Source organism: Streptomyces griseorubiginosus (assembly GCF_001514195.1).
Taxonomy (GTDB): Bacteria; Actinomycetota; Actinomycetes; order Streptomycetales; family Streptomycetaceae; genus Streptomyces; species Streptomyces griseorubiginosus.
The window spans coordinates 238,666-251,607 of record NZ_KQ948735.1; the positions used below are offsets into that span (position 1 = coordinate 238,666).

The window sequence follows — 12,942 nt, forward strand, 5'->3', positions numbered from 1 at the left end:
GGGGTCCTTCCTAGGCGTAGACGGGCTGGACGTGCTGGTTGGCGGGGCGGGGGAGGCCGTAGCGCTCCCGCAGGGTGGTGCGCGGTCCGTACTCCGTGCGGAGCAGGCCGCGGGTGCGCAGGATCGGGACCACGTGGTCGACGAAGGCGTCCAGGCCCGAGGGCAGCACCGGGGGCATGATGTTGAAGCCGTCGGCGGCGCCCTGCGTGAACCAGGTCTCGATGGCGTCGGCGACCTGCTCGGGCGTACCGGCGAAGGTGAGGTGACCGCGCCCGCCGCCCAGCCGCCCGATCAGCTGCCGCACGGTGAGCCGGTCGCGCCGGGCCAGCTCCACGACGAGCGTGTACCGGCTCTTGGCGCCCTCGATGGCGGACTCGGGCGGCAGGTCCGCGGGCAGCTGTCGGTCCAACTCCAGCGACCCCTCGGGCAGTTGCAGCAGCCGCTCCAGATTGGCCACGCCGTGCCGGTGCACGATGTGGTCCTCCAGTTCCTGCTCCTTCGCGAGCGCCTCGGACTCCGTGGCGCCGATGACGGGCACGATGCCGGGCAGCACCTTGATGTGCTCGGGGTCGCGGCCCACCGCGGCGGTCCGTGCCTTGAGGTCGGCGTAGAAGGCCCGCGCGTCCTCGATGGTCTGCTGGGCGGTGAACACGGCCTCCGCGTACCGGGACGCGAACTCCTTGCCGTCCTCGCTCGACCCGGCCTGCACGAGCAGCGGGTAACCCTGCGGTGAGCGGGGGACGTTGAGTGCGCCCTCGACGCTGAAGTACGTCCCCTTGTGGCGGGGTGGATGGATCTTCGCGTCGTCGCCCCACACGCCGGCGGCCTTGTCGCCGACGATCGCGTCGTCCTCCCAGCTGTCCCAGAGCTTGAGGGCGACGTCGAGGAACTCACCGGCCCGGGCGTACCGCTCCGCGTGCGCGGGCTCGTGCTCCAGACCGAAGTTCCGGGCGGCCTCCCTGCCCGCCGTGGTGACGATGTTCCAGCCCGCCCGGCCCCCGCTGATGATGTCCAGCGAGGCGAACTTCCGGGCCAGGTTGTAGGGCGAGTTGTACGACGTGGAGGCGGTCGCGATCAGCCCGATGTGCTCAGTGGCCGTCGCCAGCGCGGTCAGCAGGGTCAGCGGCTCCAGCGCACCGGCGGGCCGCTGGGCGAGACTGCTCCACAACTGCGGCCCGTCGGCCAGGAAGAGCGAGTCGAAGGTACCGCGCTCGGCGATCTTCGCCAGCCGTACGTAGTGGTCGAGCGAGACATGGGCGAACGGATCACTCTCGGGCAACCGCCAGGAGGCTTCGTGGTGCCCGGTGGTCATGAGGAAGGCGTTGAGGTGGAGGTGGCGGGGCATGGTGGTTCCTTTGCTGCGGGGAGGGGTGATTCTGATCGCCGGGTCCGGAAACTCCAGCCCGTCCGGCGTTTGAGGACGAGGCCCCTTCAGGGCCGATGGGGGTCTGGGGGCGCAGCCCCCAGGGACGGTCACCCGGAACCGACGGAAACCCCCAGCGCCGCCAGCAACCGCACCCGGTACTCCTCCCGCGGCCGGTCCCGTTCGATCGTCAGGTCCAGCCCGATCCGCCCCGACTCCAGCACCAGCACCCGGTCCGCGAGGACAATCGCCTCGTCCACGTCGTGCGTGACGAGCAGTACCGACGGCTGATGCCGCTTCCACAGCTCCCGCAGCAGCGCGTGCATCTTGATCCGGGTCAGCGCGTCCAGCGCCCCGAACGGCTCGTCGGCCAGCAGGAGTTCCGGTTCCCGCACCAGCGACCGGGCCAGCGCGGCCCGCTGCTGCTCACCGCCGGACAGCTCGCTCGGCCAGGCCCTCTCCCGTCCCGCGAGGCCGACCTCGGCGAGGGCCTCGCGCCCCCGCTCCTGGCCGTCGGTGCCCAGCAGCACGTTGTCCAGCACCCGCCGCCAGGGCAGCAGCCGGGAGTCCTGGAAGACCACCGACACCCGTTCGGGAGCGGTGAGTTGCCCGCTGCCCACCACCTCGTGGTCCAGCCCCGCCACCGCCCGCAGCAGTGTGCTCTTGCCGGAGCCGCTGTGCCCGAGCAGGGCGACGAACTGTCCGGCCGGGATGTCGAGGTCGATGCCGTCGAGGACGGTGCGCCCGTCGAACGACCGGGTGAGTCCGCGCAGTCGGACGGCGGGCCGGGTCAGCTGCTCAGTGTGCGGCGCCATGACAGCACCCTCCGTTCGATGAGACGGACCGCGCTGTCGGAGACCAGGCCGAAGACGCCGTAGACGACGAGACCGACGAGGATCACATCGCTCTGGCCGTAGTTCTGGGCCTGGAACATCATGTAGCCGAGTCCGCTGGTGGCGTTGATCTGCTCCAGCACGACCAGGCCCAGCCAGGAGCCGGTGACACCGAGCCGGAGTCCCACGAAGAATCCGGGCAGCGCGCCGGGGATCACGATCTGCCGTACGAAGGCGAACCTCGAAAGACCCTGGACCTCGGCGAGTTCGACGAAGCGGTGGTCGATGCCGGCCAGCGCGGCATGGGTGTTCAGATAGATCGGGATGTAGACGACGATCGCGATGATGGCGACCTTGAAGGACTCGCCGATGCCCAGCCAGAGGATGAACAGCGGGATCAGGCCGAGGGTCGGGATCGCCCGGTTGAGGTTCACCGTCCCGTCGATCAGCGCCTCGCCGACCCGGCTGAGCCCGGCGGCCAGGGCAAGGGCGACACCGGCGACGAGCCCGATGGCGAACCCGTACCCGGCCCGCTCCAGCGAGGTCAGGATGTCGGTGGGCAGGGTCCCGGCCGTCCACAGATGGGCGCCGGTCCTGACCACCGTCCAGGGTGCGGGGATCGCGGCCGGGTCGAGCCGTCCCGCGGCGGAGGCGGCGGACCACACGGCGAGGAGCAGGACCGGTCCGACGAGCCGCGCCGCGGGCAGCCGCCTGCCGGGGGAGAGCCGGCGGCGCCTGCGCACCTGCGTGCTCACCTCGGGGGCGACGACCGGGACGGTCGTGGTGACGGCGCTCACCGCCGGTACTCCGCCGGCACGGACTTCGCGGCGATGCCCTCGAAGCGGTGGTCGAACAACTGGCCCACGTCGAACTTCTTCACGAAGCCGCCCTCCGCCAGCAGGTCCGCGGTCTCCTGCTCCCACTTGATCGCCTCTGCCCAACTCGGCGGAAAGAGCGGCTTGTTGGCGAGCGCGGTGACCGCCTTGGCCTGCGGGAGCGTCAGGTTCTGGGTCTTCACGTAGAACTCCTCGTTCCAGACGTCGGGGTTCTCGTACGTCCACACCTGGCTCCTGGCCCAGAAGGGGATGTACGCGGCGACCGCGGCGGCCTTCGCGGGGTCGGCCAGCACGGAGGTCGGCGCCCACAGCAGGTTGAGCAGGTCGACCACGTCGGTGGTGACGGCCCGGGCGCCCTTGGCCTCGTACTGCTTGAGGTAGGCGGGCGCCTGGCTGTTGGCGAGCGGGGCCACGTCCACCTGCCCGGACTGAAGGGCCGTGAGGAACTGGTTGCTGGTCAGCGGGACGAGCTTGACGTCGTCGTAGGCGAGCCCGGCCTTCTTCAGCGCCCGCAGCAGCACGACCCCCTGGGCCTGCCCCTGCGAGAACGCGAGCCTCTTCCCCTTGAAGTCCGCGACCGTCCGGATGTCGCTGCCGGGCTTGGTGGCGAAGAGGTAGTTCGGCTTACGGGTGATGTTGATCGCCACGATTTTTGTGGCGTAGCCCTGGAAATGCGCCTGGATCGGCGGGATTCCCGCGTTGTTGCCGACGTCCAGGGAGCCGGCCCGGAATGCGTTGATGACATCGGGTCCGGCCCCGATATTCGCCCAGGTACTCACCTTGAACGGCAGTGACCCCAACTTGCCGAGTTTCAGTTGGAGTTGCTGGGCGCCCAGATAGGAGGCGATCTTCAGGCTCGTGCCGGCCGGAACCTTGGCCGCGAGCGGGGCGGACAGGGCGCCCTTGGTGTCGGCGGCGGCGCTGCTGTCGGCGCAGCCGCTGAGTCCGGCGACACCGGCGGCGGCACCGAGGACGGAGGAGAGGAACAGCCGCCGGTCGATGCCGGACGTACGGGAATAGGGCATGGGAATGCTCCCTCGATCAGGGCAGGAGAAAGTCACGGAGAAATGCGTTCACGCAGGGGAAATGAGCGCGTCACACGGGGCAACGTGTCAGCAACAGAAGGCGCGACAGTGCAGGTTCGGGCTCATGAACAGGATGTTCGCCGTTCCGTGGAAGCCCTGTCAACATTCCGAGTTTCTGAATTAAATAGCCTCAGGTGAAGCGGCCAGGGGATCCCGGTAGAGCACGTCGAGAGCCACCGAACCGCCCGCCACGGCGAGGACGGAATCCGGGAAACTCGACGGGACGACGGAGGGCGCGCGGTCGCCGCCGACGCCCTCGCGCAGGGCGACGAGGCAGTCCTCGCGGTGCAGGATGCCGATCTCGGTCACCACGACCGTCTCCGGGTTCAGCACGTCGAGCAGCAGCCGGGCGGCCCGCCCGACGGCGTGCGCCCGTTCCAGCAGCAGCCGCAGCGCCGCCGGATCGCCCGCGGCCGCGGCCGTCAGCACGTGCATCGGGTTCACGCCGTCGGTGACCCCCGCCCGCCGGGCCCGCCGGCACAGGGTGCGCTCGCTCAACTCGGCCTGGAGGCAGCCGGTCCGTCCGCAGTCGCAGGGCTCGGTGCCGCCCGGCACCGGCAGATGGGCGATCGCGCCCGCCTGGGAACGCGGCCCGTGGTGCACCTCGTCGTTGGTGGCGAACGCCGCGTCCACCACGTTGCCGACGAACAGATGCAGCACGCTCCGACTGCCGCGGGCCCGCCCGAACAGCCGCTCCGCGTTGACCAACGCCCGCGCGTGGCCGTCCACATGGACCGGCAGGCCGGTGCGGGCGCCGAGCAGCTCCCGGACCGGCACCTCGTGCCAGCCCAGCAGGGGGTGCTCGACGACGGTCCCGGAGTCCCGGTCCACCCAGCCGCCGGCCGCGAAGCCGACTCCGAGGCACCGGAGCCGCGGCGACCGCTCCAGGAGCGCGGCGAGCCCGTCGGCGGCCCGCGCCAGGATCGAGGAGGCGTCGGTGCCCTCGTGCCGCAGCTCCCGTACGGCCACCACCCGGCCGCGCAGATCGAGCAGCGTGACCGTCGTATAGGGGACGGCCACATGGACGCCGCCCACCACGAACCGTGAGTCGTCCAGGTCGACGGGCACATGGGGGCGGCCCACACCCTGGGACTGCCGGGGCGCCTCCGACTCACGGATCAGGCCCAGTTCGGTGAAGCGGGAGCAGTAGTCGGTCACGGACGCCGGGGACAGCCCGGTCAGCCGGGCGATGGTGCTGCGCGCCACCGGCCCGTGCTCCAGCACGGACCGCAGGACGACGCTGGCGCTGGTCCGGCGCCGGGAGGTGGGAGTGGGGGCAGGGGGAGTCGCGGTACGGGGCATGGAGGACCGTCCTCGGGAACGGGGGCCGACACGTCTCGGAGAGCGAGGCGGGCCGGTGCCCGACTCACACCGGACGGCGACAGACGGCCGTGCCCACGCGTCGGAGGTCGACGTGGCGACGCGACGAGAAGTACCGGGACTGGGCGACCATGTCTGGAAGGGTAGGGCAGGAACGGTGAATCCGACCAGACCACTGGGATTCGTTTGGTGATTCCCCACAGCCGCCCGAACAGAGCCGCTGTCGCCCCGGCCACCCCACCTCAGTGACCGGGGTCACCCTGAACCGGGTGTAACCCACACTCTTTGTCCGGAGCCCACCAAGCCCCTGTTCCCGGCTTTGTCGACGGTTGACGGTGATCGGCCGCGGGACGCCGGGATAGCGTCACCGGAGTCCCTTGTCGTTCATCCCCGCGGAGACCCCATGAGCACCGCCGTCGCCCCCGCCCGCACCGGCCAGGTCCTCGCCGACCTGATCCCCGCCTCCCGCGTGCGGGACGTCGCGCTCGTGGTCGGCGGTGCCGCGCTCACCGGCCTCGCCGCGCAGATCGCCGTCCCCGTGCCGGGCTCCCCGGTGCCGGTGACCGGCCAGACCTTCGCCGCGCTGCTCGTCGGCACGAGCCTGGGCGCCCGCCGCGGTGTGGCCTCCCTCGCGCTCTACGCGCTGGCCGGTCTCGCGGGCCTGCCGTGGTTCGCCCAGGGCACCTCCGGGTTCTCCGTCTCCTTCGGCTACATCCTCGGCATGATCCTGGCCTCCGCCGCCGTCGGTGCCCTGGCCCGCCGCGGCGCCGACCGCAACGTCTGGCGGACGGCCGGCGCGATGCTGGTCGGCGAGGCGATCATCTACGCGGTCGGCGTGCCCTACCTCGCCTACGCGGCCGACCTGTCGCTGTCCGCCGCGGTCGCGGCCGGCCTCACCCCGTTCCTGCTCGGCGACGCCCTCAAGGCGGCCCTGGCGATGGGCCTGCTGCCCAGCGCCTGGAAGCTCCTCAAGCGCTGACGCTCCTTCGGAAGAGGCTCGCCGGGTCGTACCGCGACTCCAGCTCGGCGAGCCTCTTCCGCGTCTCCGGGTCGTGCAGCCGCTCGGTCCGGTCCCCCGCCCCGAAGGCGAAGTTGACGCTGCGGCCGAGAGTGTCGGGCGCGAGCAACTCGAAGGCGGGGTCCAGCAGCGCCCGCGCCTGCTGCCGCCCGCCCATGGTCAACAGCCGTACCAGGAAACGCCCTTCGCGGTACGGCACGGAGTTCGGCGCCGGTCGCGCCAGCGCCCCGCCCAGATGATTGATCTGTACGACCACCATGGCCCCGGCGTCGGGGCCCGTCCGCTCCAGCAGCTCACCGGCCCGCTCCACGTCCAGCGCGCTCAGCACCGCGCTGTCCCCGTAGTAGCTGTGCGGGACGTCGGGATCGCTGTGGATGGTGTGGCTGTCGGCGTACGGCATCTCCCGCAGGGAGTCCGCGAGCACCGGCCCGAACTCCCGCAGCGGGGCGAGGAGTCGGTTCCCGTCGGTGCCGGTGTACGCCACCCGCACCGAGACGACGTACCGCCCGCGCAGCTGCGGCGGCAGCGCCGGCAGATCCGGATACGGTACGGCGGCGAAGGACGAGGTCAGCGTGGACGGCACGGTCCTGGTCCACTCCTCGTACGCCCGCAGCAGGGCGCGCGGAGCGACCTCGCGGCCGTCGAAGACGAGCGAACCGCCGTACAGCGTCCGCACCGGGACGAGCCCGATCTCCAGTTCGGTGACGACGCCCAGGTGGTGGCCGCCGCCGAGAAGGCCCCAGTACAGCTCCGACCCCTCGGTGACGTGCCGGAGTTCGCCGTCCCCGGTGACCACGTCGAGGGAGCGGACGTGGTCGGCGGCGTAGCCGAACTCCCTTGCCAGGATGCCGAGTCCACCGCCGAGCGTGGAGGACACGGCACCGACGCCCGGCGCGGAGCCGTTGAGCGGCGCGAGCCCGTGCGGCACGGCGGCCGCCACCACGTCACGCCAGCGGACCCCCGCCTGGACGCGGGCGGTGCGCGCCCGGGCGTCGACGGTCACCCGGTCCATGTGCCGGGTGCCGACGAGGACGCCGCCCTCCACCGCGCCGGGCAGTCCGTGTCCGGTGGCCAGCACGGACACCGGCAGTCGCGCGTCGGCCGCCAGGCGCACGGCGGCGACCACGTCCTCGCTGGAGCGCACCGGGACCACGTGGTCGGGGCGCAGGGCGAAACCGGTCTGGAAACTGGTGACTTCGTCGTGGGTCGAGGTGTTCATGCCGGACAGGATGGAGGCATAACCTGACAGTTTCCGTCAGGTTATGCCTCCGTGCTTCTGCGGGATTCCCCTGTGTCTCAGACGGTGCGCTGCGGTCGCCGCTGGGACCACCACAGTCCGGCCGCGCCCGCCGTCAGCAGCGCCGCGCCCGCGGCCCCGAGGGGCAGCAGGTCACGTCCCACACCGGTCTTCGGGAGCTCGCGCGGGGCGTCCCCGCCGGGCCCCACCGGCTTGTTGTCGGTGCCCAGCAGCAGCGGGGTGGCCGGGGCGTTCGGCGACGGGTTCGTCGTACCGAACGGAACCGGGCCCTGCTGCCAGAACGTCTTCTTCCCGTCGCCGGTCTGCACCGGCAGGCAGATCTTTCCGGTCTTGCCGAGATCGAATGTCGCGTCCACGGCGTACGACTTCGACTTACCGGCGGCGAGATTGTCGATCGGGCAGGCGAAACCGCTGTTCGAACCCTCCGGTAGATCCTTTTCTTCGATCGGAGAGCAGCCTTGAACGTTTTTGACCGTCAGTCCGTCGAATCCGACGACCAAAAGCCTGATCTTTCCGCTGTCCTTGCTCCCGTCGTTCTTCACGGTGGCTGTGAGATCGGTCTTCTGCGACTTGTTGTCGACGGAGATCGTCCCCGGCAGTGTCGTCGTCAGCTCCACACCGGCCGGAGCCTTGTCAACGGCCTTTCCCCCCTTGCTGCTTGCGGGTCCCTCGTCCGCACTCGCGGTGAAGGGCAGGATCATCACGGTCGAGAAGGCTGCCGTGACCAGCGATCCGGCAATGGTCGTCATACGACGAGAACTCATGTTCGTCCCCCTTGGCTGCGCCTGAATTCGCAGTACTTGAAGAGGTACCACAAGATTTCTCCGCACTATGCTGGTACGGCTCGAAGTGTGACCATTGTGTTCCACTCGGGACATCGTCGAGGGGGTGCAGCGGATTGCCGGGGAATACGGGAGACACGGGAAATGCGAGGCGCGGCGGAGTTCCAGGGCTCCTGGTGACGGGCCGTTATCGCCTGGTCGAGAGCATCGGCCAGGGGGGAATGGGGCGGGTGTGGCGGGCCGCCGACGAGATGCTCGACCGGCAGGTCGCGGTCAAGGAGATGCGGATCGACGGCCTCGACGCGGAGGACACCCGCACCCGCCGTGAACGCACCCTGCGCGAGGCCCGCGCGACAGCCCGCATCGACCACCCGAACGTCGTCCGGGTCTACGACGTCGTGGACGAGGGTGAACGGCTGTGGATCGTCATGGAGTTGGTCAAGGGCCGCTCCCTGGAACGGATGATGGTGGAGGACGGCGCGCTGGACCCGCGCGCGACGGCCCTGCTGGGGCTGGGCCTGGTGGAGGCGCTGCGCCAGGTGCACGCGCGGGGCGTGCTGCACCGGGACATCAAGCCCGGGAACGTCCTGGTGGAGTCCGGCTCCCGGGCCGGCCGCCGGATCGTGCTCACGGACTTCGGCATCGCAGCGATGCAGGACGCCAAGGCGCTCACCATGGTCGGCATGCTCGTCGGCTCGCCCGACTACATGGCGCCCGAGCGGGTCTCGGGGCGTCCCCAGGGGCCGCCGTCGGACATCTGGTCCCTGGGTGCGACGCTCTGCGCGGCGCTCGGCGGCCGTTCCCCGTTCTCCCGCGACACCACCCTGGCCACGCTCCACGCGGTCCTCTACGAGGAGCCTGAACTCCCCGCGGCGGCGGGCCCGTTGACCGACATCCTCGCGGCCCTCCTGGAGAAGGACCCGTCGATACGGCCGGGGCTCGACGAGGTGGAGGCGGCACTCCACGTGGTCGCGTTCCCGGCCCCCACGCCCACGTTGCGGGTGGGGCCGCTGGAGGACCCGGGCACACCGGAGGTTCCTGGGGCTGCGGGGGCTCCAGGAACGCCGGACGCTCCGGACCCGGGGGTGGCACCGGTTCCGCCGGACGGCACGCCGCCTGCCGGACCGGAACCTGAGGGGACGCCCTCGCCGTGGGCTCCACGGGAGTCCCCGACGCCGGCCTATCTGGAGCCGGGGGTGGTACGGGCGGCCCGCGATCCCCGGGTACCGGCACCGACGACGAGGGACGAACCGGTCGTACGAGAGTCACCGGGCGCCTCTGGCCAGGCGGAGCCGTCGGACGCCGTGCCCCTCGCCTTCCTGGGCGCCGCCGGTGAGGGGGCCCTGGACACGCCACCGGGGACGGGGACACGGCCGGAGACGGACGCCGAGACCCCTCCACCGGCCGAGCCGGCACCGCGATCCGCCACCGAACCGACCGAACCGACCGAACCGACCGAACCGACCGAACCGTCCCATCGGTTCGGCGGGGCGGAACGCTCCGAGTCTGCCGAGCGCCCCTCGTCGGCCGAGCCGCATACCGCGAACGAGCACCCCACGACCACCGAACCTCCCACGCCCAGCGAGCCGTTGGGGTCTGCGGGGCGTTCTGCCCTCGCCGAGCTGTCCAGGCTCCCGGAGCAGAGCTCCGCCGAACCTCCCGCCTCCGCCGAACCTCCCGCCTCCGCCGAACCCCCGGCCCCCGCCGAACCGTTCGCGACCGGTGTCTCCGCCGGTGTCTCCACTGCTGTCTCCGTCGGTGGCGACCCTGTCAGCGTGTCCAGCGAGGCGCTCTCCGAGGAGGGGTCGGAGGTCAGGTCCGAGGCGTCGGCCGGGAACTCCATGGGGGCCGTGCTCCGGGCCGGGGCCACCACGGCCAGTACGCCCCTGGCGAGCGCCCCCACCCAGGACTCCCTCTCCGCCGGCGTCCCCACCGAGCACTACCCCATGCCGGACGCGCCGACCCGGGACACCCCGACCCGCGTGGCCTCCGCCCCCACCCGCGTCGGCCCTCGCCCCGGAGTCTCCCTGATCCGCGGCAACCCAGCCGAACCGGACACGGATGCGGGCCGCGCAGGCGGCAGCGGCAGCACATCTCCCTCCGCTCCCGACCCGGACCCCGACACCCACCCCCTCCCCGGCCGGGACCCCGGCCTCGTCCTCGGCCCCCACCCCCACCGCGTCCCCCCGGAGGAACCCCTCGACGAGGCCGAACTCCCCGGCCCCGCCCGCCCCGCCGCCACCTCTCACCGCACCCGGCGCCGCACGGCCCTCGTCGCCGCGGGCGGAGTGCTCACCGCGACCGCGGTCGTGGTCGGGATCGTCCTCGCCACCACCTCCGGCGCACCCGGAGACGACCAGGCGGGCGGGTCCTCGTCGGCTTCCGTCTCCGTCTCCGCAACTGGCGCCTCCACCCCCACCCCGTCCTCCACGGTCGAGGGCACCTCCCGCCCCCGTTCCCTCCCGCCCGGCGCCCACGAGGAGGCCGGCGGGTTCGCGTGGGCGACCCCCACCGGCTGGCGCCGGGACGTGAAGACCGGGGCGGAGGTCCACTACACCTCGCCCGACGGCAAGCAGGAGCTCGCGGCCAAGTCCTCCCTGGCGCGGGGCGACCTGATGGAGACCTGGGAGACCTCCGAGCAGAACGCCCACCAGGGCCAGGACTACCGAAAGATCCGCCTGGAGGAGACGACGTTCCGCGATCACCCCGCGGTCGTCTGGGAGTACACCTTCACCCTCGGCGGCATCCCCTGGCACGCCCAGCTGCTCGGCTTCAACGAGGGCGACAAGTCGTACCAGATCAACACCTGGTACCAGCCCGACATCGAGCAGAAGGCCCTCGACACGTACGAGAAGGTCAAGGACAGCTTCACCGTGCTGTGAACCGCACGGCACAAGGGCCCCGGGGTGTGCACACCCCGGGGCCCCGCACGCACCGTCGAAAGGTCAGACGGACACCTTGTCCGTGACGTCACCGGCCGACGCGGACGCCGTACCGCCGCGCCGCCCGACCTTCTCCCGCACCACGGCGATGACCAGCACCAACGCCGCGACGAGCAGCGACAGCAGCACGGTCTCCCGTCCGTCGTGCTCCGTGTCGGTCAGCATGTAGCCGAGGACGAACACGATCAACGCGGCCGTCGCCCAGGTCAGATACGGGTACAGCCACATGCGCACGACCAGCTTCTCCGGCGCCTCGGCCTGGATGATCCTCCGCATCCGCAGCTGCGAGAAGCAGATGACCAGCCACACGAACAGGGCGACCGCACCGGAGGAGTTGACGAGGAACAGGAAGATCTTGTCGGGGGAGAGGTAGTTGAAGAAGACGGCGACGAAGCCGAACACCACCGACGCGAGGATCGCGGCCATCGGCACACCGCGCCCGTTGACCCGCGCGAACGCCTTCGGCGCGTCGCCCCGCTCACCCAGCGAGAAGGCCATCCGGGAGGCCGTGTAGAGACCGGAGTTGAGACAGGACAGCACCGAGGTCAGCACGATGAAGTTCATGATCTGACCGGCGTGCGCGATCCCGAGGGAGTCGAGCGCGGCCACGTAGGAGCCCTTGTCCTGGATGGACTTGGAGTCCCACGGGATCAACGTGACGACGACGAAGATGGACCCGAGGTAGAAGACCGCGATCCGCCAGATGATGCTGTTGGTCGACTTGGTCACGGCCCGCTGCGGGTCCTCCGACTCACCGGCCGCCAGGGTCGCGATCTCGCTGCCCATGAAGGAGAAGACGACCAGGAGCACACCGGTGAGGATGGCGCCGGGCCCGTTCGGCAGGAAGCCGCCGTGACCGGTGAGGTTGGAGAAGCTCGCCTGGTCGGTGTCGACCCCGGGGAGCACACCGAACACCGCGAGCAGTCCGACGACGATGAACGCGCCGATGGCCACGACCTTGATCCCGGCGAACCAGAACTCGAACTCGCCGTAGGACCCCACCGAGACCAGGTTGGTGGCGGTCAGCACCACCATCACGATCAGCGCCCACCCCCACTGCGGTACGGCGGGTATCCATCCTTCGAGGATCTTGGCGCCCGCGGTCGCCTCGACGGCGAGCACCACGACCCAGAAGAACCAGTACAGCCAGCCGATGGAGAAGCCGGCCCAGCGTCCGAGCGCCCGGTCGGCGTGCGCCGAGAACGAGCCCGAGGTCGGGTTCGCCGCGGACATCTCACCGAGCATCCGCATCACGAGGACGACGAGGGTGCCGACCAGGGCGTACGACAGCAGAATGCCGGGTCCGGCGGTGGCGATACCGGAGCTGGAGCCCACGAAGAGGCCCGCGCCGATGACTCCGCCGATGGCGATCATCGAGAGGTGGCGGTTCTTGAGGCCGGCCTGGAGACCAGTCATACGGGGAATTCCTTCGTGCCGGGGTGGGGGTTCCGTACGAGCGGTGTACGGGTCGGTCCAGTGAATCGGAGGCAAAGGAATTCCTGAAC

The 12,942-nt window shown here is 71.0% G+C and carries 10 protein-coding genes; 2 read left to right on the forward strand and 8 right to left on the reverse strand.

Annotated elements, in window-relative coordinates:
• Positions 1–10: 10 nt before the first annotated feature.
• From AQJ54_RS07660 to AQJ54_RS07680, 5 genes are all read right to left on the reverse strand, one after another.
• Complete coding sequence (locus tag AQJ54_RS07660) at positions 11–1,345, reverse strand: LLM class flavin-dependent oxidoreductase (protein ID WP_062235346.1); 1,335 nt, start codon at positions 1,343–1,345, stop codon at positions 11–13.
• 128 nt (positions 1,346–1,473) lie between these two features.
• On the reverse strand, positions 1,474–2,178 hold the full coding sequence (locus tag AQJ54_RS07665; RefSeq protein WP_062235349.1) for an ABC transporter ATP-binding protein: 705 nt from the start codon (positions 2,176–2,178) through the stop codon (positions 1,474–1,476).
• Positions 2,154–2,993, reverse strand: a complete 840-nt coding sequence (locus AQJ54_RS07670; protein ID WP_062027525.1) for an ABC transporter permease — start codon at positions 2,991–2,993, stop codon at positions 2,154–2,156. The genes AQJ54_RS07665 and AQJ54_RS07670 overlap by 25 nt, the downstream gene beginning before the upstream one ends.
• Positions 2,990–4,057, reverse strand: a complete 1,068-nt coding sequence (locus AQJ54_RS07675) for an ABC transporter substrate-binding protein (RefSeq protein WP_062235352.1) — start codon at positions 4,055–4,057, stop codon at positions 2,990–2,992. The genes AQJ54_RS07670 and AQJ54_RS07675 overlap by 4 nt, the downstream gene beginning before the upstream one ends.
• 180 nt (positions 4,058–4,237) lie before the next feature.
• Entirely contained in the window at positions 4,238–5,419 is a 1,182-nt protein-coding gene (locus AQJ54_RS07680; RefSeq protein WP_062235355.1) for an ROK family transcriptional regulator, read from the reverse strand.
• 421 nt (positions 5,420–5,840) lie between these two features.
• Here AQJ54_RS07680 and AQJ54_RS07685 point away from each other — a divergent pair, with 421 nt between their 5' ends.
• Positions 5,841–6,416 (forward strand): biotin transporter BioY, encoded by a 576-nt coding sequence (locus AQJ54_RS07685; RefSeq protein WP_062235358.1) that lies wholly within the window; start codon positions 5,841–5,843, stop codon positions 6,414–6,416.
• Here the strand turns inward: AQJ54_RS07685 and AQJ54_RS07690 are convergent.
• Together AQJ54_RS07690 and AQJ54_RS07695 are read right to left on the reverse strand one after the other, a co-directional pair.
• Positions 6,406–7,674: an FAD-binding oxidoreductase gene (locus tag AQJ54_RS07690; protein WP_062235360.1), complete on the reverse strand. Its 1,269-nt coding sequence runs from the start codon at positions 7,672–7,674 to the stop codon at positions 6,406–6,408. The genes AQJ54_RS07685 and AQJ54_RS07690 overlap by 11 nt on opposite strands.
• Positions 7,675–7,751: 77 nt before the next feature.
• Positions 7,752–8,477 carry an LPXTG cell wall anchor domain-containing protein gene (locus AQJ54_RS07695; protein WP_030314545.1) on the reverse strand — a complete coding sequence of 242 codons (726 nt, stop codon included), beginning with the start codon at positions 8,475–8,477 and terminating at the stop codon, positions 7,752–7,754.
• A gap of 194 nt (positions 8,478–8,671) precedes the next feature.
• Here AQJ54_RS07695 and AQJ54_RS46620 point away from each other — a divergent pair, with 194 nt between their 5' ends.
• A complete protein-coding gene (locus AQJ54_RS46620; protein ID WP_428843773.1) occupies positions 8,672–11,377 on the forward strand; it encodes a serine/threonine-protein kinase in 2,706 nt (901 codons plus the stop codon).
• A gap of 63 nt (positions 11,378–11,440) precedes the next feature.
• Here the strand turns inward: AQJ54_RS46620 and AQJ54_RS07705 are convergent, their stop codons facing one another.
• Positions 11,441–12,853 carry an amino acid permease gene (locus AQJ54_RS07705; protein ID WP_062235361.1) on the reverse strand — a complete coding sequence of 471 codons (1,413 nt, stop codon included), beginning with the start codon at positions 12,851–12,853 and terminating at the stop codon, positions 11,441–11,443.
• Between the last annotated feature and the right edge of the window lie 89 nt (positions 12,854–12,942).

Bases quoted from the DNA above. Each gene is read 5' to 3' on its own strand.
- AQJ54_RS07660 (WP_062235346.1), bottom strand. From the start codon at position 1,345: ATGCCCCGCCACCTCCACCTCAACGCCTTCCTCATGACCACCGGGCAC.
- AQJ54_RS07665 (WP_062235349.1), bottom strand. From the start codon at position 2,178: ATGGCGCCGCACACTGAGCAGCTGACCCGGCCCGCCGTCCGACTGCGC.
- AQJ54_RS07675 (WP_062235352.1), bottom strand. From the start codon at position 4,057: ATGCCCTATTCCCGTACGTCCGGCATCGACCGGCGGCTGTTCCTCTCC.
- AQJ54_RS07680 (WP_062235355.1), bottom strand. From the start codon at position 5,419: ATGCCCCGTACCGCGACTCCCCCTGCCCCCACTCCCACCTCCCGGCGC.
- AQJ54_RS07685 (WP_062235358.1), top strand. From the start codon at position 5,841: ATGAGCACCGCCGTCGCCCCCGCCCGCACCGGCCAGGTCCTCGCCGAC.
- AQJ54_RS07690 (WP_062235360.1), bottom strand. From the start codon at position 7,674: ATGAACACCTCGACCCACGACGAAGTCACCAGTTTCCAGACCGGTTTC.
- AQJ54_RS07695 (WP_030314545.1), bottom strand. From the start codon at position 8,477: ATGAGTTCTCGTCGTATGACGACCATTGCCGGATCGCTGGTCACGGCA.
- AQJ54_RS07705 (WP_062235361.1), bottom strand. From the start codon at position 12,853: ATGACTGGTCTCCAGGCCGGCCTCAAGAACCGCCACCTCTCGATGATC.